The sequence below is a fragment of the Bradyrhizobium sp. CCGB20 genome (assembly GCF_024199855.1).
In the GTDB taxonomy this organism is placed as follows: Bacteria; Pseudomonadota; Alphaproteobacteria; order Rhizobiales; family Xanthobacteraceae; genus Bradyrhizobium.
This window is the reverse complement of the sequence record NZ_JANADN010000001.1, coordinates 6,150,136-6,174,054: the sequence shown is the minus strand read 5'-3', so window position 1 is coordinate 6,174,054 and position 23,919 is coordinate 6,150,136. Positions and strand designations below refer to the sequence as shown.

Annotated in this window: 22 protein-coding genes; 11 read left to right on the top strand and 11 right to left on the bottom strand. The window is 64.2% G+C overall.

The features are described from left to right. Positions 1-69 precede the first annotated feature (69 nt). Positions 70-807 carry a tetratricopeptide repeat protein gene (locus tag NLM15_RS28990; protein ID WP_254121106.1) on the top strand — a complete coding sequence of 246 codons (738 nt, stop codon included), beginning with the start codon at positions 70-72 and terminating at the stop codon, positions 805-807. Positions 808-844: 37 nt separating this feature from the next. Here NLM15_RS28990 and NLM15_RS28985 read toward each other — a convergent pair whose 3' ends face one another. Both NLM15_RS28985 and NLM15_RS28980 read right to left on the bottom strand, forming a co-directional pair. Then, positions 845-2,725, bottom strand: a complete 1,881-nt coding sequence (locus NLM15_RS28985; RefSeq protein ID WP_375166868.1) for a TRAP transporter large permease subunit — start codon at positions 2,723-2,725, stop codon at positions 845-847. Further along, positions 2,722-3,744, bottom strand: coding sequence for a TRAP transporter substrate-binding protein (locus tag NLM15_RS28980; RefSeq protein ID WP_254121104.1), 1,023 nt, complete (start codon positions 3,742-3,744; stop codon positions 2,722-2,724). Before NLM15_RS28980 ends, NLM15_RS28985 begins: the two co-directional genes overlap by 4 nt. Positions 3,745-4,029: 285 nt before the next feature. Here NLM15_RS28980 and NLM15_RS28975 point away from each other — a divergent pair, with 285 nt between their 5' ends. Continuing rightward, positions 4,030-4,917: a LysR substrate-binding domain-containing protein gene (locus NLM15_RS28975; protein WP_254121102.1), complete on the top strand. Its 888-nt coding sequence runs from the start codon at positions 4,030-4,032 to the stop codon at positions 4,915-4,917. Positions 4,918-5,150: 233 nt separating this feature from the next. Next, on the top strand, positions 5,151-6,506 hold the full coding sequence (locus tag NLM15_RS28970) for an NAD(P)H-dependent oxidoreductase (RefSeq protein WP_254121101.1): 1,356 nt from the start codon (positions 5,151-5,153) through the stop codon (positions 6,504-6,506). Positions 6,507-6,516: 10 nt separating this feature from the next. On the opposite strand, the gene NLM15_RS28965 is transcribed toward NLM15_RS28970, so the two are convergent. Together NLM15_RS28965 and NLM15_RS28960 are read right to left on the bottom strand one after the other, a co-directional pair. Next, positions 6,517-7,482, bottom strand: a complete 966-nt coding sequence (locus tag NLM15_RS28965; RefSeq protein ID WP_254121100.1) for a DMT family transporter — start codon at positions 7,480-7,482, stop codon at positions 6,517-6,519. Between the two features lie 75 nt (positions 7,483-7,557). After that, entirely contained in the window at positions 7,558-8,037 is a 480-nt protein-coding gene (locus NLM15_RS28960; protein ID WP_254121099.1) for a PaaI family thioesterase, read from the bottom strand. A gap of 183 nt (positions 8,038-8,220) precedes the next feature. Between NLM15_RS28960 and purL the strand changes: the two genes are divergently transcribed. Further along, entirely contained in the window at positions 8,221-10,431 is a 2,211-nt protein-coding gene (gene purL / locus NLM15_RS28955) for a phosphoribosylformylglycinamidine synthase subunit PurL (protein WP_254121098.1), read from the top strand. Between the two features lie 129 nt (positions 10,432-10,560). Here the strand turns inward: purL and NLM15_RS28950 are convergent, their stop codons facing one another. Next, positions 10,561-11,751: an acyltransferase gene (locus NLM15_RS28950; RefSeq protein ID WP_254121097.1), complete on the bottom strand. Its 1,191-nt coding sequence runs from the start codon at positions 11,749-11,751 to the stop codon at positions 10,561-10,563. A gap of 184 nt (positions 11,752-11,935) precedes the next feature. Between NLM15_RS28950 and NLM15_RS28945 the strand changes: the two genes are divergently transcribed. Next, complete coding sequence (locus tag NLM15_RS28945; protein WP_148742381.1) at positions 11,936-12,109, top strand: DUF1328 domain-containing protein; 174 nt, start codon at positions 11,936-11,938, stop codon at positions 12,107-12,109. A gap of 50 nt (positions 12,110-12,159) precedes the next feature. On the opposite strand, the gene NLM15_RS28940 is transcribed toward NLM15_RS28945, so the two are convergent. Further along, positions 12,160-13,227, bottom strand: coding sequence for an alpha/beta fold hydrolase (locus NLM15_RS28940; protein ID WP_254121095.1), 1,068 nt, complete (start codon positions 13,225-13,227; stop codon positions 12,160-12,162). Positions 13,228-13,329: 102 nt separating this feature from the next. Continuing rightward, entirely contained in the window at positions 13,330-13,689 is a 360-nt protein-coding gene (locus NLM15_RS28935; RefSeq protein ID WP_254121088.1) for a DUF427 domain-containing protein, read from the bottom strand. A 193-nt stretch (positions 13,690-13,882) separates the two neighbouring features. Here NLM15_RS28935 and NLM15_RS28930 point away from each other — a divergent pair, with 193 nt between their 5' ends. Together NLM15_RS28930 and NLM15_RS28925 are read left to right on the top strand one after the other, a co-directional pair. Next, on the top strand, positions 13,883-14,128 hold the full coding sequence (locus NLM15_RS28930) for a BolA family protein (protein WP_254121086.1): 246 nt from the start codon (positions 13,883-13,885) through the stop codon (positions 14,126-14,128). 27 nt (positions 14,129-14,155) lie between these two features. Then, on the top strand, positions 14,156-15,349 hold the full coding sequence (locus NLM15_RS28925; protein WP_254124473.1) for a low temperature requirement protein A: 1,194 nt from the start codon (positions 14,156-14,158) through the stop codon (positions 15,347-15,349). Between the two features lie 202 nt (positions 15,350-15,551). Here the strand turns inward: NLM15_RS28925 and egtD are convergent, their stop codons facing one another. Together egtD and egtB are read right to left on the bottom strand one after the other, a co-directional pair. Further along, positions 15,552-16,523 carry an L-histidine N(alpha)-methyltransferase gene (gene egtD, locus NLM15_RS28920; RefSeq protein WP_254121084.1) on the bottom strand — a complete coding sequence of 324 codons (972 nt, stop codon included), beginning with the start codon at positions 16,521-16,523 and terminating at the stop codon, positions 15,552-15,554. A 50-nt stretch (positions 16,524-16,573) separates the two neighbouring features. Further along, positions 16,574-17,872: an ergothioneine biosynthesis protein EgtB gene (gene egtB, locus NLM15_RS28915; RefSeq protein WP_254121082.1), complete on the bottom strand. Its 1,299-nt coding sequence runs from the start codon at positions 17,870-17,872 to the stop codon at positions 16,574-16,576. 251 nt (positions 17,873-18,123) lie between these two features. Between egtB and grxD the strand changes: the two genes are divergently transcribed. Genes grxD through NLM15_RS28895 form a run of 4 tightly spaced genes read left to right on the top strand, consistent with a single transcriptional unit; the run spans position 18,124 to position 21,602 of the window. Next, on the top strand, positions 18,124-18,450 hold the full coding sequence (gene grxD, locus NLM15_RS28910; protein ID WP_254121080.1) for a Grx4 family monothiol glutaredoxin: 327 nt from the start codon (positions 18,124-18,126) through the stop codon (positions 18,448-18,450). Between the two features lie 3 nt (positions 18,451-18,453). Continuing rightward, positions 18,454-19,005, top strand: coding sequence for an O-acetyl-ADP-ribose deacetylase (locus tag NLM15_RS28905; protein ID WP_254121078.1), 552 nt, complete (start codon positions 18,454-18,456; stop codon positions 19,003-19,005). 46 nt (positions 19,006-19,051) lie between these two features. Next, positions 19,052-20,338 (top strand): serine hydrolase, encoded by a 1,287-nt coding sequence (locus NLM15_RS28900; protein WP_254121070.1) that lies wholly within the window; start codon positions 19,052-19,054, stop codon positions 20,336-20,338. Next, complete coding sequence (locus tag NLM15_RS28895) at positions 20,319-21,602, top strand: serine hydrolase (protein WP_254121068.1); 1,284 nt, start codon at positions 20,319-20,321, stop codon at positions 21,600-21,602. The genes NLM15_RS28900 and NLM15_RS28895 overlap by 20 nt, the downstream gene beginning before the upstream one ends. Before the next feature lie 101 nt (positions 21,603-21,703). Here the strand turns inward: NLM15_RS28895 and NLM15_RS28890 are convergent, their stop codons facing one another. Both NLM15_RS28890 and rpsD read right to left on the bottom strand, forming a co-directional pair. Further along, the gene (locus NLM15_RS28890; RefSeq protein WP_254121066.1) at positions 21,704-22,771 is read right to left on the bottom strand and encodes a low specificity L-threonine aldolase; all 1,068 of its coding nucleotides are present in this window, start codon (positions 22,769-22,771) and stop codon (positions 21,704-21,706) included. Between the two features lie 346 nt (positions 22,772-23,117). Further along, positions 23,118-23,735: a 30S ribosomal protein S4 gene (rpsD, locus tag NLM15_RS28885; RefSeq protein WP_254121064.1), complete on the bottom strand. Its 618-nt coding sequence runs from the start codon at positions 23,733-23,735 to the stop codon at positions 23,118-23,120. Positions 23,736-23,919 lie beyond the last annotated feature (184 nt).

The following is a 23,919-nucleotide window of genomic DNA, read 5'->3' as shown; positions in this document are numbered from 1 at the left end:
CAAAGTTGTTTCATTGCGTCAGTTGCGATATCAGGAAGCGTGCGCTGTCGTTGTGCTCCTGGATGTCACATGCCCGTCGCTTTGGTCGTTCTGCTGCTGGATATCACGCTGATTTATCACGCGTCGCGAACCGGGCGGCTACGGCCCTGGGCCTTCATCATCCTGCTGGTGCCGATGATGGGGGCGCTCGCCTATATCGCGGTCGAGCTCATCCCGGAATGGTTTTCCAGCCCCGGCGCACGGCAGGCGCGGCAGCGCGTCGCCAATCGCCTTGATCCCGAGAAGCGCTATCGCGAGTTGTCCGATCGGCTGGCGGCCACCGACACCATCGCCAACCGCGCCGCGCTGGCGGAAGAGTGCGCGAAGATCGGCAGATTCAGTGAAGCGGAAGCGCATTACGACCACGTCCTGAAGCTGCCGATGGGCCACGATCCCGCTTATGCGCTCGGCAAGGCGCAAGCCGAGTTTTCAGCCAAGCGTCCGGCCGACGCGCTCGCGACGCTGGACGACCTCCAGAAGCAGTGGCCGGACTTCGACTCCGCCGATGCGCATCTGCTCTACGCCCGCGCGCTCGCCGAGGTCGGCCGGCTCGACGAGGCGCTGGAGGAATATCACGCCGTCTCCGGCTATTTCCCCGGCGCCGAAGCGCGGGTGCGCTACGGCATGCTGCTCCAGATGGTCGGCCGCAGCGCCGAGGCGCGAATGGTCTTCAACGAGCTCCTGATCCAGATGCGGCGCGCGCCAAAATATCTGCGCGAGGCGCAGGCCGAGTGGCTGTCGATCGCCGAGAAGCAGCTCTCGACCTGAAGAGGTGCACCAGCCGAATGGCTTCAGCCTGAGAATCTCACAGAAACACCAGCGATATCCAGGGCACGAAGGTGATCAGCAACAGGCCCAGGAACAGCCAGGCGAGATAGATCCAGATTCGGCGCATGCCGGCGTCCGGCGACACGCCGCCGATGCTGCAGGCCGCGTAGTAGCAGAGCCCGAATGGCGGCGCGAATAGGCCGAGGCCCATGGCGAGGATCACCACCATCGCATAGTGCACCTCGTTGATCCCGAACGTTGCCGCCACCGGGAATAGCAGCGGACCGAACAGCACGATGGCCGGGATGCCCTCCAGCACGCTGCCGAGCACGATGAAGGCGACGACCGAGATCAACAGGAAGCCCCAGGCGCCACCGGGCACGCCGGCCATACGCGCCGCCAGATCATGTGAGAAGCCGGATTGCGCCAACGCCCATGCCATCGCGCTGGCAGCCCCCACGATGAACAGGATCGAGCCGGACAGCGAGGCGGTCTGCACCAGCATCGGCAGCACATTCTTCCAGGCCAGGCTGCCACGATAGATGACCAGGCCGAGCACGAGGCAATAGGCGATGCCGATCGTCGAGACTTCAGTGGCGGTCGCAAAGCCCTCGACCACCGCGCTGCGGATCAGGAACGGCAAGGCCAGGGCCGGCAGCGCCGCCCAGAACGTCTTCGCCACGACAGACATCGGTGCCCGCGCCACCTTGAGCGCGGCGTTCTCCTCCGCGCCCGCCCGGTAGCGCGCGACGAAGGCGAGCACGATCGCCAGCACGATCCCGGGCAGGATGCCGGCGGTGAACAGCGCGGCGATCGAGACACCGGTGACGGAGGCGATCGCGATCAGCACGATCGACGGCGGAATGGTCTCGCTCATCGCGCCCGACGCCGCGAGCAGCGACACCAGTTCGCCATCCTTCATGCCGCGCTTGCGCATTTCGGGAAACAGCACCGGCGCGATCGCCGCCATATCGGCGGTCTTCGAGCCGGAGATGCCCGAAACCAGCAGCATGGCGCCCAACATCACATAGGAGAGCCCACCCCGGACATGGCCGAGCATGGAGGCGAGAAATGCGACCATGACGCGCGCCATGCCGGTCTGCTCGACCAGTTGTCCCAGCAGCACGAACAGCGGCACCGCGAGCAGGATCAGCGAGCTCATGCCCTCGTCGATCCGCCCGACCACGACCAGCAACGGCGTCCGCGTCGTGGTCAGCAGGAAAGCGACGGTCGCAAGACAAAAGGAAAACGCGATCGGCACGCCCGCCATCACGGCGCAGCCGAGCAGACCGACGAAGAAGATCAGCAGGTTCCAGTTGCCGAGCGACTTCAGCGAGGGGCCTGCGAAATAGAGCACGCCGGCAATCGCCGCAAACAGGATTGCGACGGCAAGCAGGTCCTTCGCGGATCGCTTGACGAGGGTGAGGCAGATGCTGGCGAGCGCGATGATGCACCCGACCGGGATGGCGGCCGCACGAACCATGCCGGACCAGCCGAGCGCCGGCGTCTCCACAAAGGCCTGGTCCTCCACATAGTCCAGCGCCGGATGCAGGATGATCGCGAGGAACAGCGCAACCCCGCCGGCCGCGAGCGTCGAGGCCCAGGCCTCCGCACGCGGCGACAGGTACGACGTGAAGAAGGTCAGGCGCATATGCGCCGAGCGCTGCACGGCGATCGCGCTGCCGAGCATCGCCAGCCACAGGAACAGGATGGAGGCGAGTTCGTCCGACCAGATGATCGGCCGGTGGAAGATTCCGCGTGCGACGATGCCAGCGAACAGGATGACGACCTCGGCGACCACGGCGATCGCCGCCGGAACCTCCACCAGCCAGCGCAGCGACTGCTCCAGCCAGCGTCCGCGCAACGGTCGCGCCTCGCCGAGCGTCACCGTTTCCGGCATGCCGATCACCGCGCTCATGCCAGCGCTCCGGCCGCGGCCTCCAGAATCTTCCAATTGTCCTCGCCGAACTTGCCGCGCCATTCCTTGTAGAAGCCGGCGGCCGACAGCCCCTTGCGGAACGCCTCCTTGTCGGAGACCTCGAAGGTGATGCCCTTGGCGGTCAGTTGGTCCTTCAGTGTCAGATTGAGCTTTGCGGTATCCGCGCGCTGCTCCATCGCGGCCTGGTCGAATTCACGCCGTACGATCGCCTGCAACTCGTCGGGCAGTGCCTTGACCGAGCGGCGGTTGCCGAGAATGAAGAATGGATCCCAGATGTGGTTGGTCTCGGAGATGTATTTCTGCACCTCGTAGATCTTGCCGGCCTCGATGGTAACGAGGCCGTTCTCCTGGCCGTCGACGAGATGGGTCTGGAGCGCCGTGTACAATTCGTTGAAGTTGATCGAGGTCGGGTTGGCGCCCAGCGACTTGAACAGCGAGGTGAAGATCGGCGAGACCGGCACGCGGATGCGGTAACCGGCGAGATCGGCCGGCGTCTTGATCGGCTTGGTGAACGACGAAACCTGCCGGAACGTGTTGTCGGCGGGCTTGGCCATCACCAGCGCGCCGGTCTTCTCGATCTGGCTTGCGATCAGCTTGCCGAGGTCTCCGTCCATCGCATTCCAGACCTGGCCGTAGTCCGAGAACGCGAAGCCGACATTGGCGATGCCGGCGATCGGCGCTACCGTCGACAGCACGGAGCCCGCGATGTTGAGGAAATCGACGCCGCCGCTGCGGATCTGGGTCAGGAGATCAGTGTCCGAGCCGAGCTGCGAGGCGGGAAAGAACTTGATCTCCAGCCGGCCGCCGCTCGCTTCCCTGATCCGCTTCACGGCCTGGTCGAGGCGGGTGTTGATCGGCTGCGTCAGCGACTGGCCGGTGGCGAGCTTGTATTCGAATTCCGCGGCCTGCGCCGGCCGGGTGCGGATCGCGATCAGTGGAACGGCCGCAGCTGCGACCATGAAGTTGCGCCGTGAAATCCTGTGGCCCTTGCCCGACATCGTTGGTCCTCCCTGATGATCTTGTGCGGCGCCTTTGTCGGCGCACGTGCTCGTTGCCGCGCGCGGTCCTCGCCGCGCCGGTGTCGTCAAAATCGCTGTAGCTGGTGAAAGGGCCTCGCCCTGCGTTCCTTCCCCCCGGGCGGACCGGCGCTCTACGCCCGTCCTGTTTCCTCTGTCGGCACCCGTCTGCCGCGGGTTGCCTTGAGTCTGAAGCCTAGATCGCTGGTCACGCACGACAATTGAATTATATTCGCCGTCACTTTAGCTGACCTAAAAGGTTTCCTGATGCAGATACCGTTCCGCGCCATCATTGTCTTCCACGCGGTGGCGCGCGCGGGCAGCATTTCCCGTGCGGCGGACGAATTACGGGTGACGCCGTCGGCCGTCAGCCAGCAGATCCAGGCGCTCGAGCTGCACCTCGGCACGGCGCTGACCTCGCGGGTCGGGCGTAACATCACGCTGACCGAGGCCGGTGAGCGCTATTTCGAGATGATCAGCCGCGAGATCGAGCACGTCACCGACGTGACGCAGCATGTCCGCGGCATCCGCTCCGCCACCACACTGACGGTACGCGCAGCCCCGAGCGTGTCGAGCAAATGGCTGCTGCCGCGGCTTGCGAGCTTCGTTGATGCCAATCCGGACATCGAATTGCGGCTCGACGGCACCAACGAGCCGACCGATTTTCGCAAGGAAAATGTCGACCTGGAGATCCGCCACGGCGAAGGCGGCTGGGCCGGTCTGTTCGTCGAAAGCCTGGGCAAGGAGCGATTCTTTCCGCTGTGTGCGCCTTCGTTCTTTGCGGCGGGCAGTCTGTCCGCCCAGGACCTGCTCGAGCACCGGCTGATCCATTCGGTGAAATCGCAGATGCAATGGCCGCGCTGGTTCACGGAGGCCGGCATCGAGCCTGCAGAACGCTGGAAACGCGTGCTGTTCGACCGCAGCCACATGGCGATCGACGCCGCCGTCGACGGCCTTGGCATCGGGCTGGAAAGCGAGCTGCTGGCCTGGCGCGAATTACGCGACGGCCGCCTGGTTTGTCCCGTGAAGAACCCGCCGGAGGTCGCGCTGACCACGCAATGGATCGTCTGCCCGCACGGCCATCTGCGCCACCGCAAGACCCGCACCTTTCTCGACTGGCTGCGCGCGGAGCGCGACGCCTGGAGCGCGCGCTAGCGCATCATCCGGAAAGGTCTGAAGCGGTTTTCCCTGCGACCGACGCGAAACGTTCGCGCGGAGATCATGCGTGCTGAGGGCATGCCGATTGTTTAGCGCGCCTACATCGTTGCGGCAGATAATCTGAATTGCCCTCGGATTCGCCGCTGCCTAACGTTCCGTGCAAGGCGAGCGCGGCCGGACGTCACGGCCGCAACAACGCCGTCACCCGAGGAACGCTTAAGGAAATCCAGATGAATCTCCATCGCATGCTGCTGGAGCGCAAGGCGGCCGGCAAGCCTGTTACCATCGGCCTGATTGGGGCCGGAAAATTCGGCCTGATGTTCCTGTCGCAAGTGCGCCAGACCGACGGCATGCATCTCGTCGGCGTTGCCGACCTGAACACCGCCCGCGCCCGGGCGCAGCTCAAGCTCGGTTGCTGGCCGGAAGAGCAATACGCGGCTGCCACGATCGACGACGCGCTCAAGCATGGCCGCACCGTCGTCACCGACAACGCCGATGCGCTGATCACCCATCCGGCGATCGAGGTTATCATCGAGGCGACCGGCGATCCCGGCGCCGGCATCCGCTTTGCGATGAAGGCGATCGAGAACGGCAAGCACATCGTGATGGTCAATGTCGAGGCGGACGCAGTCGCAGGTCCGATCCTGGCGCGCAAGGCCAAGCAGGCCGGCGTGGTCTATTCGCTGGCCTGGGGCGACCAGCCGGCGCTGATCGCCGATCACGTCGACTGGGCACGTGCCGCCGGCTTCAAGGTCGTCGCCGCGGGCAAGGGTACGCGCTATCACCCGACCTATCACCAGTCGACGCCAGATACGGTCTGGGACATCCTCGACAAATACATGAAGATCAAGGATCGCAACTCGATCAACCCGAAGATGTTCAACTCCTTCGTCGACGGCACCAAGTCGGGCATCGAAATGACGGCGGTGTGCAATGCGACCGGGCTGCATGCGCAGAGCGAGGGGCTGTCGTTTCCGCCGGCAACGCGGTTCGAGCACGCCGAAATCTGCAAGCCGAAATCCGACGGTGGCATGCTGGAGAAGTCGGGCGTCACCGAGGTCACGTCCTCGGTCTATCGTGACGGCAGCGACGTCCCGCAGAGCCTCGTGATGGGCACCTATGTCGTGTTCGAGACCGACAGCGCCTATTCCGAGGAATGCTTCCGCGAATACAGCATGCTGCCGGACAAGACCGGCAAATATGCCTCGCTCTATCGCCCCATCCACATGATCGGGCTCGAGCTCGGTATCTCCGTGGCTTCCGCGGCGCTGCGCAAGGAGCCGACCGGTGCGCCGATCGTGTTCAATTCGGACGTGGTGGCGACCGCCAAGCGCAAGCTGAAGGCCGGCGAGATGCTCGACGGCGAGGGCGGCTTCTGCGTGTGGGGTAAGCAGACCCCGGCCGACGCCTCTCTGAAGCAGGGCTATCTGCCGCTCGGCCTCGCGCACCAGGTCAAGCTCAAGACCGACATCGCGGAAGGCCAGCGCCTGAGATGGGAGGACGTGGAGTACGATCCCAACAGTCTCGCCGTGCGGGTGCGCCGCGAGATGGAAGCGGCCTTCCGGCAACCCAACATGGCTGCTTGATCGGCGCCCGCTACCGCCACTTGAGTCGTTCGGCCGGCACCGTCATCGCGGCGACGCCGGCCATGACCAGCAATAGCCCCAGTGCCAGGTTTGACGGCACGCTCTCGCCGAGCAGCAGCACGGAGAGGCCGACGCCGATCGGGATGCGCAAATAGCCTTGTGCGTTCGTGGTCAGCGTGCCGAGCCGGCCGAGGCAGACGTAGAACAGCATCAGCCCCAGCGCGCTGGAGACGATCCCCATGACGATGGTGGCGACGATCGCCGTTGGTGTCGGGTGCAGCGTCCAGGGCTGGTCGATGATGAGCGAGGGCGGCAGCAGCACAAGGCCGCCGAACAGCAGCGAGCCGGTGGCGACCACCATCGGGTCGTATTCGGAGAGGCGGAGGCCGAAGATGGTCGCGCAGGCAAAGGAGATGGTGGCGAGCAGGATCGCGATCTCCGCCACGATCTCGCTGCCGAGGCCGCGCAGCGCATCGAGCCCGACGATGACGATGGTGCCGGCAAGGCCGAGGATCGCGCCCGCGAGCTTCAGCAACGTCGCCGGTTCGTGCCGCGTGATCAGCGAGGTGATCAGGAAGGCGAAGATCGGCGTCGTCGAGGCCAGCACCACCGTGTTCGATGCCGGCACATAGAGCTGCGACCAGGTGATGACCAGGAACGGAAAGGTCGAGTTGATCAGCTGCTGGACCGCGAACAGCTTCCAGGCTTTCACATCCGTCGGCAGGCTGACTCCGCGCATCCACAGGATCGCGAACAGGAAGGCGGCCGCGATCAGCGAGCGCGCCGAGATGAAGGTCACAGGCGGGATGGTGTCGAGCGCGAGCTTGGCCAGCGGATAGGTGGAGCTCCAGCAGCAGGCGAGCGCGAACAGCAGCGCATAGTCGCGCCAGTTGCGTGCGCCGGTGGCGGCCACGGACGGCAACGGCGATGCTACGGAGGCTGCCGTGCGCCCCGCCCTCGATGTGCTCTGCGGCACCTTGGTCTTGCTCCCCGGCGCGACAGCGCTCGGCACAAGTCTGGGCGAGGGGGCGCCAAAAGGGAAGGCGCCGAGCTATGCGTTTGGCTGAGGTTGCGCCTTCCGCTTCACCCGCTTGATCGTCCCGGAAAAGGTGAACAGCTGCCTGTTGCCGGACATCATCTTGCCGCGCAGGAAAATCAGCGAACCGCCGGCCCGGCTCACTTCTCCGGTACATTCGATCAGCTCGCCCTCCCGTGCCGCGTCGAGGAATTCGCAGGTAAAATTGGTCGTCACGGCCCGTCCGTCCAGGACATGGGTGGCGATCGCAAACAGGGAGTAGTCGGCAAAAGCCATGTAGCAGCCGCCGTGGACGTTCCCCGAGCCGTTGAGGTGCTTTTTCTCGACCCGGAAGGCGCTGCGGACGCTGCCGTCCTCCTCGATCCGGTGCCAGAAGGGGCCGACATGGGACTCAAAACTGTCGCGAATCCAGGTCCGCCAGCCCTGGAATTCCCCCTCGGTGGCGATGTGGAGGTCGGGACGGCGGGGCGGGGGCGTTTTGGTGAGTTCGTGCAAGGAAATGGGCCTTCAATTGCGGGTCTTTTGCCCTTAAATCCGATCCTTACGCGCGGTGCAATTCCTGTTCCCGCAGCCCCCCGCCGCAAAACGTGGGACAGCGGGAAAATGCGCCATAAAGGGCTTTTCCAAGCCGTCCGATGTTCCTAAGAACGGCCAACCGCCGCCGAAAGCCTCGAATCCATGAAGAACGAACCCAAGATCACCCCCGAACTGGTTGCCGCCCACGGGCTCAAGCCCGACGAGTATGAGCGCATCCTGAAGCTGATCGGGCGGGAGCCGACCTTCACCGAGCTCGGCATCTTCTCGGCGATGTGGAACGAGCATTGCTCGTACAAGTCCTCGCGCATCCATCTGCGCGGCCTGCCGACCAAGGCACCCTGGGTGATCCAGGGCCCCGGCGAGAATGCCGGCGTGATCGACATCGGCGACGGCCAGGCCGTGGTCTTCAAGATGGAGAGCCACAACCATCCGAGCTACATCGAGCCCTATCAGGGCGCGACCACCGGCGTCGGCGGCATCTTGCGCGACGTCTTCACCATGGGCGCGAGGCCAATCGCCTGCCTCAATGCGCTGAGTTTTGGCGCGCCCGAGCATGCCAGGACCCGGCATCTGGTTTCCGGCGTCGTCGCCGGCGTCGGCGGCTACGGCAATTCCTTCGGCGTGCCGACCGTGGGCGGCCAGGTGCGCTTCCACACCCGCTATGACGGCAACATCCTCGTCAACGCGATGGCCGTCGGCCTCGCCGACGCGGACAAGATCTTCTATGCGGCCGCCTCCGGCGTGAACATGCCGATCGTCTATCTCGGCTCCAAGACCGGCCGCGACGGCATCCACGGCGCCTCGATGGCCTCGGCCGAGTTCGACGACAAATCCGAGGAGAAGCGCCCGACCGTGCAGGTCGGCGATCCCTTCGCCGAAAAGCTGCTGCTCGAGGCCTGCCTCGAAATCATGGAGAAGGGCTGCGTCATCGCGATCCAGGACATGGGCGCGGCGGGCCTGACCTGCTCGGCGGTCGAGATGGGCGCCAAGGGCGACCTCGGCGTCGACCTCGATCTCGACGCGGTGCCGACCCGCGAAACCGGCATGAGCGCCTACGAGATGATGCTCTCGGAAAGCCAGGAGCGCATGCTCATGGTGCTCAAGCCCGAGAAGGAACAGGAAGCCGAGGCGATCTTCAGGAAATGGGGCCTCGACTTCGCCGTGGTCGGCTACACCACGCCGAGCAAGCGCTTTGTCGTCAAGCATGGCGGCGACGTGATGGCCGATTTGCCGATCAAGGAGCTTGGCGACGAGGCGCCGCTCTATAACCGCCCGCATGTCCCATCCGCCGCGCTGCCGGTCGTGCATGCGCGCGAGGTGCCGGCGCCGATGGCTGTCGGTGCCGCGCTGGAGAAGCTGATCGGCACGCCCGACATGTGCAGCAAGCGCTGGGTCTGGGAGCAGTACGATCACGTCATCCTCGGCAACACCTTGCAGCGCCCCGGCGGCGATGCCGCCGTGGTGCGCGTACAGGACGGGCCGAAGGGCCTGGCGCTGACCGTCGACGTCACGCCGCGCTATTGCGAGGCCGACCCGTTCGAGGGTGGCAAGCAGGCGGTGGCGGAAGCCTGGCGCAACATCACCGCGGTCGGCGGCAAGCCGCTCGCGATCACCGACAATCTCAATTTCGGCAATCCTGAACGGCCCGAGATCATGGGCCAATTCGTCGGCTGCCTGAAGGGCATCTCCGAAGCCTGCCGCACGCTCGACTTCCCGGTCGTCTCGGGCAACGTCTCGCTCTACAACGAGACCAACGGCCGCGCGATCCTGCCGACGCCTTCGATCGGCGGCGTCGGCCTGCTCGACGATTTCACCAAATCCGCTTCGCTGGCCTTCAAGGCCGAGGGCGAGGCGATCCTGCTGGTCGGCGAAACCCATGGCTGGCTCGGCCAGTCGGTGTACCTGCGTGACATCTGCGGTCGCGAGGAGGGCGCGCCGCCGCCGGTCGATCTCGCCGCCGAGAAGCGCAACGGCGATTGCGTGCGCGGCATGATCCATGCGGGCACCGCCACCGCCGTGCACGACCTCTCCGACGGTGGTCTCCTGATCGCACTCGCCGAGATGGCGATGGCGAGCGGCATCGGCGCAAAATTGCTGGCGGCACCGACCTCGCTTGTCTCGCAGGCCTACTGGTTCGGCGAGGACCAGGCGCGCTATCTCGTCACCGTGCCGGAAACCGAAGCCGGCCGCGTGCTCGCCAAGATGCGGGGCTGCGAGGTGCCCTGCGTGCGCATCGGTACCACCGGCGGCGGTGCGATCACGATCGCGGGCGAAGCGCCTGTGACGATCGACAGCTTGCGGAAATCGTTCGAGCGCTGGCTGCCGGAGTATATGGGCGGGAAGGCGGCTTAGGGCGCCGCCGCAGTCTCAGTCCCGTAGCCCGGATGGAGCCAACGGGTCGGCGCGAAGCGCCGCCTGATGACAGGCTCCGCGAAATCCGGGCTACGACCATTGCGCTCGCAATGATGGAGACCGTCAGTGTCACAGCACCTTCGTTGCCCCGGGGATCTGGCGCAAGGCGCGCGTTAGCGCCCAACTGAACGCGACTGTCAGCACGAACCCGATCGTTGCCTTGACGATCGCTGGCAGGTCATAGTCGAACAGCCAGTATTGCAGCCAAAGCGCGATCGGGTAGTGCACCAAAAACATGCCGTAGGCATCCGCCTGCATCGGATCGAGTAGCCTGGCCGAGCCTGATTGCTTGAACCTCTGGAAAAAGGCCAGGATCAGAAACATGATGGCCACGCTGAAGACAGCGAAGCAGATGGCGTAGAGCCCCTCATACCAGTTCGGCAGCGGCGACGGATTTCCCAGAATTTCGCGCTTGATGAAGATCAGCACCCAGAGCAGGCAATACGGAACGATCGCCAAGACCATCCAGTCCCAGCTGACCTTCGCCATCCGGCCGTCTGCCGCGAGCAGGCCGCGATCCATATTCGCGACTCCAATGCCGGCACCGAAAAAGAAGTAGCTCGCATAGAGCATCACACGCCCGTGCTGCACCGAGAACGGCCCGAACTCGAACCAGCTGCTAGGTCCATAGTACATCAGCCCGGGAACATAGAACGCTGCGGTGACGGCAAGCATGACCGCGAAGAACAACTCGGGCCGACGGCGACCGTCCAGCGAGAGGCGGTTGATCGGATCGAGCAGGTTTGGTGACAGCCGATGCAGTATGCAGGCCACCACATCGAAGCCGAGCAGGACCCAAAGGAACCAGATCGGCCCGCTCGGCCACGGGCCCTTCGTGACCATATTCCACCAGTATTCCGAAAAGCCGATCTCGGGATGATGTCGGAGCGAGACGGCGTAGTAGGCGAGCGGAATGATCGTGAATGCGCAGATCACGAATGGCAGGCCAAGCCGAAGCAGGCGATCTGCCAGATAGTTCAGCGCGCCCTTGCGGGCGATGCCCGACCACGCAAACAAGCCCGACAGGAAGAAGAACATCGCCATGAAGAAGCTGTCGGTGGCCAGCACGATCATATCGAAGCCGAAGAAGAATTTCGGGTCGGTATGACCGAAGTAAGTATAGGGGATGACGGCATGGTGCAGCAGCACCACCAGCGTCAGGAAGGTACGGGCACGATCGAGCGCCTGGTTGCGCGTCTTGCTCTTTGGCGCAGCATGCGCTTCCGTGCCGATCGTCGCAGAAGGTGAGATCGTGGTCATGGTCGCCCCGGTTGCGTCGTTCTCCCAGCCGGACTGTGCAGCCGGGAACCCGATTCAGCAAGGGCAGTTTCGGTCATTCGTCGCTTCCGACCGGCTCCTCTGGAACCAGTCCCGCGTCGCGAAGTTAGCGTTCGCGAAATGGTTGAGGGCCGCCTGAGGTGGCACCGAGGTCTCGGAGTTGGCTATGACGATCCTGAAATGGGCGCTGATCTTTCTCTTGATCTCGATCGTGGCCGGCGTGCTCGGCTTCACCGGCATCTCGGCCGCCTCGGCCGATGTCGCCCGCTTCCTGTTCTACATCTTCGTCGTGATCTTCCTGGTGCTGCTGATACTGGGGCTCACGATCTTCAGGGCTTAGCCGGGCAGACGATCAAATCGGGACAGCGCGCCGACCTGGAGGCACCGCCCTCAATTGCCTGCGAACTGTCTTACGCGGGCCGCCAACTCCGCCAGAAACTCATCGGGACGGTTGAACGGAATGAAATGATCGCCGCCGCGAATCCAGACAAATTCCTTATGCGGGGCTCTGATCTGGTTGAAATACTGCTCGGCAGGCCCGCCCGGCGTCACGCCATCCGCATCGCCCTCAAAAAAGAACATGGGTATCGAAAATTCGAATCCGATCGAAGCCATGTCGTGCTGAAACATCGGACCGTCTCTCCCGGTCAGATACTTTTTGGAGAAGGCGACGCCTTTGCGCCAGTAGTACCAGTCGAGCAGCGAGAAATCCGGCATGAAGAGCGGCGGGATCAGGCCGGCCGGCTGGAGGCGATCGGCGGGCGGCAGGGCCAACACGCTGCTCCACTTTTCCGCAATCAGGCGATTTTCCTGGGTCATGGTCGGCCGTGCGGCGACCGGCGCCAGCTCTGCCAGCGCCTCGCTGTTTCCAGTGGACGCCGCCCGCGTTTGCAGGCGCGCGATCGTGAGCTCGAATGCCTTCTCGAAGGTCGTCCTGCCAACCACCTGGCCAGTGCCGACATAGGCATAGAACAGTTCCGGACGTTGCTTCGCCATGTGAATTCCCAGGAATGAACCCCAGGAATGGCCGACCAGGATGATCCTGTCCTTGTGCAAATGCGCCCGCAGATATTCGGTCAGCTCAAGACCATCCCGAGTCATTCGCTCCAATGTCATGGTCGGCGCGAGCGCATCTCCAGCGGCGCCGTAAGTGCGGCCGGTGCCGCGCTGGTCCCACTGTACAACGGTGAACTGCTTTTCCCAGCGCCGCCAGCCCGACGTGATCGGCAAGGTGGTGCCTCCGGGCCCGCCGTGGACGAACAGGAGAACCGGATTGTTCCGATCCTCGCCGCGGATTTGAACCCATTGCCTGATGCCGCCGATATCGACGAACTGTCCCTCCTGGACGCCCCTGGGTGAGCGGATTGCAAGGGTGTCCGCTGCAAGATGCTGGCGATAGGCACGAAAACCCAGCCCGGCAGCCGCCACCACAAGGAGGACGCCAGCCAGACCCAGCAACGAGACTCCAATCAGTCTTGCGGGCTTGCGTGGCATCTTGCGCCTTGCGTCACCTGAGAGGAGGCGACCTAACGATCGCCTCGGTGTCACAGCGCCAGGAGCTTACCCCACTTCCTCGATCTTCACCTTGTCCGGATAGAAGGCGAGATGGCCGGAAATCTCCGCCATGGCGGGGAAGGGCGTCTCATAGGTCCAGATCGCGTTGTCGAGCGTCTTGCCGTCGGCTTTGACGCTGTAATAGCTCGCGTCCCCCTTGTAGGGGCAATGGGTGACACGGTCGGTGCGCTCGAGCAGAGCCATGTTGGCGTCCTCCCGCGGCACATATTGCACCGCCGGATATCTGGCCTCCTTCAGCGTCAGCGCCTTGCTGGTCTCGGCGATCACGATGTCGCCAGCCGTGACGCGGACGCGGCGGGGGTTTTGGGTGATGGTGATGGGGTGGTCGGGCCCTGGAAGCTTCATGACTTCACGCCTTTTCGATCAATCTGCCGCGCGCGGCACTTTGTCGTGCCTTTATCCTGGTAGGATCAGGGATATAGTGCCGGAAAGCGTGACGTAGAAGGCCGTTCACGCTAAGTTTGGCCCTGCCGGCGAGGGGACCCCCGGCAGCGATTCGACGACGAGACTGAAAGCCGAGACAAGGAGCACGACCCGAATGCCCATGGACGCCCACGATATCGAGGCGATGATCAAGGCAGCGATCCCCGATGCCGACGTGACCATCCGTGACCTCGCCGGCGACGGCGATCATTACGCCGCGACCGTGATCTCGGAATCCTTCCGCGGCAAGTCCCGCGTCCAGCAGCACCAGATCGTCTATCAGTCCCTGCGCGGCCAGATGGGCGGCGTCCTGCATGCCCTGGCGCTGCAAACCGGGGTACCTGGGAGCCCCGGGGCCTGATCTGATCCGCGTGACGGGGGGATGACGATGGCTGCGGACAATCCTCGCGGCGCGATGTTTCGCGTCATCGCGCCGAACCAGCACAGCCGCGTGACCAATGTCGAGCTGTTCTTCGACCTCGTCTTCGTCTTTGCCGTCACGCAGGTCTCGCACACGCTGCTGCACCATTTCACGCCGCTCGGTGCTGTGCATGTCACGATGCTATTCCTCGCGGTGTGGTGGGTGTGGGTCTACACCGCCTGGGTCACCAACTGGCTCGATCCCGAGCTGACGCCGGTCCGGCTCCTGCTGTTTGCGATGATGCTGGGCGGCCTCGTGCTGTCGACGACGATCCCGACCGCGTTCGAAGGGCGGGGCCTGTGGTTCGCGATCGCCTACGCGACGATGCAAGTGGGGCGCACGGCGTTCTGGCTGTTTGCAACCCCGCACCACCGGACCTTGGTGCGGCACAATGCGATCCGCATTCTGGTCTGGCTGTCGGTCTCCGCGGTGTTCTGGATTCTCGGCGGCCTTGCGCATGACGAGGCGCGGCTGTGGTTCTGGATCGTGGCGCTGACGATCGAATACATCTCGCCGGCGGTCCGCTTCTGGGTCCCGAAGCTGGGCTTCTCGTCGGTCGAGGCCTGGGCCGTCGAGGGCGGCCACATGGCCGAGCGCTGCTCTCTCTTCGTCATCATCGCGCTCGGTGAGGCCGTCGTCGTCAACGGCGCGACGTTCGCCGAGCTGGAATGGACCGCCAGCAACATGCTGGCCTTCGTCTCCGCGCTGGTCGGCGCGATCGCGATGTGGTGGGTCTATTTCCACAAGGGCGCGGAGGCCGGGTCCGAGCGCATCTCGAAATCCACCGAATCCGGCCGGCTGGCGCGACTCGCCTACACCTATCTGCACATGCCGATCATCGCCGGCATCATCCTGACCGCGGTGTCGGACGAGTTGGTGCTGAAGCACCCGACCGGACACTCCGATGTGCGCACTATCGTGAGCACGATCGGTGGTCCCTTGGTGTTCCTCGTCGGCACCATCCTGTTCAAGCATTCGATCCGTGGCTTCCTCCAGCTCTCGCACGGCATCGGCATCATCCTGCTGCTGGTGCTGTGGTGGTTCGCCGCCGATCTCTCGCCGCTCTGGCTGTCGGTCGCGACCAGCGTGATCATGATCGTGGTCGCGGTGTGGGAGTCGATGTCGTTGGGGTCGAAGACGGAAGAGGCCGAGGAGCATTGAACCGCGCGCGCCGGGGTAGCGCCCGAGCGCGCGCCTCGTCCTTCGAGACGACCGCTCCGCGGTCTCCTCAGGATGAGGCTAATCGGCATCGATGCCCGTTGAGACTGCTGCCGCGCACTCCGTCCTCATCCTGAGGAGCCCGCGTAGAGCGGGCGTCTCGAAGGATGGGCCGCAGCAAACCGCTCTGGCCGCGCCGGAGTTTCTACTCCGCCACCTCCAGCGCGTGCACCGAGAACATCTTCGCGGCATCGGTCCAGCTTTCGCGCACCCGCCAGCCTGCGCCCTGCGCCAGCGTAGCAAAACGCTCGAGACTGTATTTGTAGCTGTTCTCGGTATGAATGCTCTCGCCGGGGCGGAACGAGAAGCTGGTGCCGAGCAGGCGCACGGTCTGGCTCTTCTTGCTGATCAGGTGCATCTCGATGCGATGCCGCTCGCGATTGTAGATCGCGCGATGGGTGAAGGCGGACAGGTCGAAATTGCCGCCGAGCTCGCGGTTGATCCGCACGAGCACATTGAGGTTGAAGCGCGCGGTGACGCCGGCCGCATCGTTGTAGGCGTCATAGAGCACGCGCTCTTCCTTCTCGAGGTCGGCGCCGATGATCATCTGCGCACCCTTGCCCAGGATCTTGCGCGCGCTCTTCAGGAAGGCCTGGGCTTCGTGCGGCTCGAAATTGCCGATGGTCGAGCCGGGGAAGAAGCCGACCTTGGGCATAGACGCGACTGCCCGGGGCAGCTCGAACGGCGTGGTGAAGTCAGCCGCCACCGGATAGATGCCGAGCGAGGGAAAATCCCGCTTCAGGCCGTCGGCCTGTGCCGTCAGGAAGTCGCCCGAGATGTCGACCGGCACATAGGCCGCGAACTTGCAGTGGTTGAGCAGCAGGCGGACCTTTGTGGTCGCGCCGGCGCCGAACTCGACCAACGCCGCATGCTCCGGAATGATCTTCGCGATCTCGCTGCCGCGCTCTTTCAGGATCGCAAGCTCGGTGCGCGTCGGGTAGTACTCCGGCAGGCGCGTGATCGCCTCGAACAGCTCCGATCCGGTCGCGTCGTAGAAATATTTCGGCGACAGTTTTTTCGGCTGCTGCGAGAGGTCCCCGATGGCCTCCCGGGCGAAGGCGGTGGTCTGCTCGTCGGGGAGATGGGCTTCGGCCAAAGCGCTGGCGTGCACATTCATGATACTCTCCTGAACGCGCTGTCCGGCGCGCGGTTGTCGTCGGATGAGAACTAGTCGTAGTCGGCGAGCCGCAGTCCGGTGAACTGCCAGCGATGGTGCGGATAGAAGAAGTTGCGATAGGTGATACGGCTGTGCCCTTCCGGGGTTGCAAGCGAGGAGCCGCGCAGTACCAGCTGGTTGATCATGAACTTGCCGTTGTATTCACCGAGCGCGCCCTCGACGGCGCGATAGCCGGGGTAGGGCGAGTAGGACGATCGCGTCCACTGCCAGACGATGCCGAAGGCGTCGTTGAGCTGGCCCGCGCGGGCCGCGACTTCCCATTCCATCTCGGCGGGCAGATGCTTTCCGGCCCAGCGCGCGAAGGCATCCGCTTCGTAATAGCTGACATGGCAGACCGGCGCGTCGGGATCGACCGGCCTGAGGCCGGCCAGCGTCATCACATGCCACTGGCCGTCGATCTCGCGCCAATGGCCGGGAGCGTCCCAGCCCTCGTTGTTCACGGTGGCGGAGCCGTCCATCAGCCACAGCGTTGCGGTCCGGTAGCCGCCGTCGCGCATGAAGGCGAGCCATTCGCCATTGGTGACGAGATTGCGTGCGACCCTGACAGGGCCGACGAGGGCGCGGTGCGCCGGCTTCTCATTGTCGAAATGGAAGCTGTCGTCGACATGGCCGACGGTGTGGATGCCCTCGTTCAGCGCCAGCCAGTCCTCACCCGCGCGCGTCGAAGCCGGGAAGCGCCAATCCGGATCATATGCCGGCGGGATCGGGTTCTGCGCGAACGCGTGCAGGATGTCGGTGAACATCAATTCCTGATGCTGTTGCTCGTGATTGAGCCCGACCTCGATCAGCGGCGCGATCTCGCGAAGCTTGTCCGCGCCGGCTTCCCGGAGGAATTTTACGACGGCCGCGTCGACGTATTTTCGGTAGGCGCCGACCTGCTCAGCGCTAGGACGGGTGATGTCGCCGCGGTGATTGCGGGAATGGCGCGGGCCGGCACTGACGTAATAGGAATTGAACAGGAACGCGAAGTCGGGGTGGAAGGGCCGGTAGCCAGTCGCGTGCTCGCCGAGCAGGAATTGCTCCCAGAACCAGGTGGTGTGTGCCCGGTGCCATTTCGTCGGGCTCGCATCCGCCATGGACTGGATCTGCTGGTCTTCGGGCGACAGCGGCGCCGCCCGGCGCTCGGTCTCGTTGCGGACGGCCAGAAACGCGTCTTCCAGCCTCCGGGCGAGGCCGCCCAAATCGGTCGACAGTGACGAAAGCGGGGCGGTGGCCGTAGCGGAGGCTGGTTTCGTCACGTTTTTCTCCAGACAGGACAAGAGAACGTTGTTGGCGTTGCCCGGTTCCAAAACCTGGGTTTGTCCTAGATAGGGGCTCCGTGACGGTATGAAAGTCCTGCTCGGCGATGATATTCGTTCCATCATGCAATGCGGCCGGCATGGCCTGGACCGGCCGGCCAGGGGCCGTTCGCCGGCTGTTCGCCGCCATTTTACTTTGGATGCACAACGGTTTGGGCTACATATATAGGCAGGTATCGGGTTAGATCGGCTGAGCCGACCCGAAGGAATCGTTGAGGGCTCCGCCCCGGAAGGACACGGATATGAGCATCGAGGAATTCATCGCCAACGAAGTGAAGTCGAACGACGTGGTTCTGTTCATGAAGGGTACGCCGCAATTTCCGCAGTGCGGTTTCTCCGGCCAGGTCGTCCAGATTCTCGACCATATCGGCGTCGGCTATAAGGGCCTCAACGTCCTCGAATCCGCTGAACTGCGTAACGGCATCAAGGAATACTCGAACTGGCCGACCATCCCGCAGCTCTATGTGAAGGGCGAGTTCATCGGCGGCTGCGACATCGTCCGCGAGATGTTCCAGGCCGGCGAACTGCAGCAGCTCTTCTCCGAGAAGGGCGTCGCGGTCGCGGCCTGAGGCTTGACCCGGCTGACGCGCCGGATCGGCGGCGCTGAGCTCGAGGTCATCGTCGCTGACATCACGACACTCGGCGTTGACGCCATCGTCAACGCCGCAAATGCGTCTCTCCTTGGCGGAGGCGGCGTGGATGGTGCGATCCACGACGCTGCCGGCCCTGAGCTTCTGGCCGAGTGCCGGACGCTCGGCGGATGCCCGACCGGCGATGCCAGGATCACCAAGGGCTACCTTCTGGCCGCGCGCTATGTGATCCACGCGGTCGGCCCCGTCTGGCACGGTGGTGGCTGCGGCGAAGCTGAGGCGCTGGGCTCCTGTTATCGCCGCGCGCTTGAGCTCTCCCAGGCCAACGAGCTGAACTCGCTGGCCTTTCCTGCGATCTCGACCGGGGTCTATCGCTTCCCGGCCGACCAGGCTGCGAAGATTGCCGTTCATGCGACCATTGAAGCGCTGCCGGCTGCGCCGCTGGTCGCCCGCGTCATATTTTGTTGTTTCTCGGAGACAAGCGCCGCTCGCCACACGGACGTTTTGGCGCGCTACAGCAGCCCTTGTGCCTGATGGGACGGTCAGTACACTCCGCCGGACCATGTTCCGGGGAGGGGATATGATTTTGCATTTTGGACTGCGCTCGTTGGTCTATGGCGCGTTGATGTCGCTCGGTGCGATGTCGTTCGCGCAGGCGGAAGGCACCTACGAGATTCCCGCCGGCGCGCATTTCAACCAGGACAAGCTCGCCAAGATCGGCGAGTTCTTCAAGAACGAGGTCGCGACCGGCAAGATCGCCGGTGCAACCGTCCTGATCCAGCAGCATGGCAAGCCGGTCTACCACGAAGCCTTCGGCGTGCAGGACGTGGTGAGCAAGGCACCGATCACGGACAAGACCATTTTCCGCCTGTTCTCGATGAGCAAGGCGATCACCTCCGTCGTCGCGGTGCAGTTGATCGAGGACGGCAAGATCAAGCTCGACGATCCCGTCTCAAAGTACATTCCTTCGTTCGCCAACGTGAAGGTCGGCGTCGAGAAGAAGGCCGAGGATGGCTCCAAGTCGCTCGAACTGGTGCCGCCCACGCGGCCGATGACCGTGCTCGACCTGATGCGCCACACCTCCGGCGTCACCTATGGCTTCTATGGCGACAGCCTGGTCCGCAAGGCCTACCGGGACGCCAAGATCTATGACGGCGATTTCGACCTCGCCGAGTTCGCCGAGCGCATCGCAAAGCTGCCGCTGCACAACCAGCCGGGCGCGCTCTGGCAGTACGGCCATTCCACCGACATTCTGGCGCGCGTGATGGAGATCGCGGCCGGCAAACCATTGATCGAGATCGAGCAGGAGAAGCTGCTGGGGCCGCTCGGCATGGTCGACACCGGCTTCTTCGTCACCGCCCCCGAGAAGCAGAAGCTGCTGGCGCAGCCGGTGCCGAACGACAGCGATTTCCGGGTCGGCCGGATCAATGATCCGACGGTCGTCAAGAAGATCCAATTCGCCAGCGGCGGCATGGTGACGACCATGGCCGACTATGCGCGCTTTGCGCAGATGCTGCTCAACGGCGGCAGTCTCGACGGCAAGACCATTCTCAAGCCCGAGACGTTCAAGCTGATGGTGACCGATCAGGTCGGCCCGAACTCCGGCGTCGATCGCGATTATTTCTATTTCCCCGGCGACGGTTTTGGCTTCGGCCTTGGCCTTGCTGTCCGCACCGATCCCGGCAACGCCAAGCCGCCGCCGCCCGGCGATCTCGGTGAATTGAAGTGGGACGGCGCCTCCGGCTGCTATTTCGTGATCGACCCAAAGCAGGACATGTTCTTCGTGCTCCTGGAGCAGACCCCGACCGAGCGCCAGCGCGTGCAGCGGACATTGAAGCAGTTGGTCTATGAAGCCATGGAGAAGTGACAGGTCCAGGCGCCGCGCGATCATCGCGGCGCTCGTTCTTCTGTTCGGCGTCGTCGGTGCCAAAGCGGGCTCAGAGGGGCGCGCGGCGCGCGCCTTCTCGCCCGAAGGCCTGGCAAAGGTCTCGGATTTCATCCGCAACGAGATCGTCACCGGCAAGATCCCCGGTGCCATCCTGCTGCTCCAGCAGCACGGCAAACCAGTCTATTTCGAGAATTTCGGCGTGCGCGACGTTGCGACCGAGATGTCGATGAGCGCGGACACGATCTTCCGGCTCTATTCGATGTCGAAGCCGATCACCTCGGTCATGGCGATGATGCTGGTCGAGGAGGGCAAGCTTTCGCTCGACGATCCCGTCTCGAAATACATTCCGGCCTTTGCCGGGATGAAGGTCGGCGTCGAGAAGAAGGCCGAGAACAGCAAGGTTTCGATGGCGCTGGAGCCGGTGAATCGTCCGGTCACGATCAAGGACCTGATGCGGCACACCTCCGGCCTGTCTTACGGCTGGTATGGCGGGGGCATGGTGCGCGAGCTCTATGCCGACGCGAATCTCTTCAACAGCAATCTCAGCAATGCCGACTTCGCCGCGAGGATCGCCAGGTTGCCGCTGGTGGAGCAGCCGGGCACCGTGTGGGATTACGGCTTTTCCACCGACGTGCTCGGCCGCGTCGTTGAAGTGGTTTCGGGAAAGACGCTGCTCCAGTTCGAGAAGGAGCGGCTGCTCGATCCGCTCGGCATGACCGAGACGGCGTTCTTCGTCGCCGATCCCGCCAAATTCCCGCGCATCGCCGAGCCGATGCCGGAAGATCGCAACATCAACCCGACAACGCCGGTTCGCGACATCAGGCAGCCGATAAAATGGGAATCGGGCGGCGGCGGCATGGTCGGCACGATCGGCGACTACGCCCGCTTCGCGCAGATGCTGCTGAATGGCGGCACCTATGAAGGCCGACGCTATCTCAAGCCCGAGACCATCGCCCTGATGGCGTCGGATCACATCGGCCCCGAGACGAAGATCGCACGCGATCAGAACTATTATCCGGGTGGCAGCTCAGGTTTCGGCCTCGGCTTCGCCGTGCGCACTTCGGTGCCATCGGGTACATCGTGGCCGCTTGGCGAATATCGCTGGGACGGCGTCGGCGGCACGTTCTTCTTCATCGATCCCGAAGACGATCTGTTCGGGATCTTCATGGTGCAGACCCCGACACAGCGCGGCCGGATTCAATTGTCGCTGAAGACGCTGATCTATCAGGCGATGGGGCGGTGATCGCGGTTTGCTTGTAGCCCGGATGAGCGAAGCGACATCCGGGGTCACCGCGAGTGACGTCCCGGGTATCGCTGCGCTCACCGGGGCTACGAGACTGAGCCTTACGCCCCGCGCACGATCTCGCGCACGTGCCCGATCGTCTCCTCGATCTGGCTCGCATTGACGTCGAGATGGGTGCAGGCGCGGATGCGGCCGTCCATCATCGCGAGCGTCACGCCGCGCTGACGAAGTGCGGCAACCATCTTGTCGCCGGGAATGCCGGCGCCGTCGGGCTTGAAGAACACGAGATTGGTTTCGGGCTCCTGCACCTCGACGCCCGCGATCTGCGACAGCCCGCGGGCCAGGGCGCGCGCATTGGCGTGGTCGTCGGCCAGCCGGTCGACGTGATGGTCGAGCGCGTAGATGCAGGCGGCCGCACAGACGCCAGCCTGCCGCATCGAGCCGCCGAGGCGCTGCTTCCACTGCCAGACCGCGTCGATGAAGGCGCGCGAGCCTGCGAGCACGCCGCCGATCGGCGCACCCAGCCCCTTGGAGAAGTCGATCCAGGCGGAGTCCCACCCCGCGGTCATGTCGCGCGGCGAGATGCCGCTCGCCACGGTGGCGTTGAGCAGGCGCGCGCCGTCCATGTGGGTGATGAGGCCATGTTGCTTGGCGATCGCGACGATCTCGTCGAGCGCGGACTTCTTCCAGATCGTGCCGCCGCCGATATTGGCAGTCTGCTCGACGCTGACCACGGTCTGCGGCGGCTGATAGCGCGTGCGCGGGTGCAGCGCCTTGCGGAACGTCTCCGGCGTGAACTGGCCGTCGGGTCCCTTCAATTGCGTGACCTGAAAGCCGCCGATCGCGGCATGCGCGCCGCCTTCGCGGGCGATGATATGGGCGGTCTCGTGGGCGAGGATCTCGTCGCCGGGACGGCAATGCACCAGCGTCGCGGTGACGTTGCACATCGTGCCCGAGGGCATGTAGACCGCGGCCTCCTTGCCGAGCAGCGCGGCGACGCGCTCGCACAGCGCATTCACGGTCGGATCGTCGCCGACCTGCTCGTCGCCGACCTCGGCCCGCGCCATCGCCTCGCGCATCGCAGCCGTCGGCCTGGTCTGCGTGTCCGAGAGCAGATTGATGCGCACCGGCGGCGCTTTGGGATCGATCGGGGGAGGGGTGTAGAGCATGGCTGGTCTCGTCATTTGGCCGAACAATTGCGACGTCTTGCGTGCGTGTCCTGATGAGCTGTACTAGCCACGAGAACGTTGAGCGACGCGCTGTCGCGCGGCGAGGAGGATTTGGTCTGGCGTGCCGGCTGTGAGGATATTGCAATCAGGCAGAGCGAACAGCCCCTGATATCGGCAGATCTGCTCATCGCGGGAGAGGGGCTCCCACGCTCGAAGCGCCGCTTCAGTTGGCGTTGCCGAAGGCAGAGAGTTGGCGAACTGGTCGGCCATGCGAGACATCGATGGCATGTTACCAAACGAAAAGGCCCCGGAAAACCGGGGCCTTTGAAGTCGATCTGCTGAACTATCAGCGCGAATAGAATTCGACGACCAGATGCGGCTCCATCTGCACCGGGAACGGCACGTCGGAGAGGCCGGGGATGCGCGCATACTTCGCGGTCATCTTGCCGTGGTCGACTTCGAGATAATCGGGAATGTCGCGCTCGGAGAGCTGGCTGGCTTCGAGCACGTGGGCGAGCTGCTTGGAGGCTTCCTTGACCTCGATCACGTCGCCGACCTTGAGCTGGTAGCTCGAGATGTTGACCTTGCGGCCGTTCACCTTGATGTGGCCGTGGTTGATGAACTGGCGCGCGGCGAAGATCGTGGAGACGAACTTGGCGCGGTACACGACCGCGTCGAGACGACGCTCCAGGAGGCCGATCAGGTTCTCGCCGGTGTCACCCTTGAGGCGGCTCGCCTCGACATAGATGCCGTGGAACTGGCGCTCGGAAATGTTGGCGTAGTAACCCTTCAGCTTCTGCTTGGCGCGCAGCTGCACGCCGAAGTCGGAGAGCTTGCCCTTGCGGCGCTGGCCGTGCTGGCCGGGGCCGTACTCGCGGCGGTTCACGGGGCTCTTCGGGCGGCCCCAGATGTTCTGGCCCATACGGCGATCGATCTTGTACTTCGCCTCACTGCGCTTAGTCATCGCGTCCTCTTCAGGTACATGGTTTGAGGAAACGCGCCCTCCTGTGTGACGAGCTGGGCTCGGCACCGACAGGTCCGATCCCCAAAGCATAGGGGACAGGACCACGGGTCGCGAAACGCTTCGCGGGCCGAAATCGGCCCGCGAGCAGGCGGCTTTTAGGGGAATGTGGGCCGTTCTGTCAATG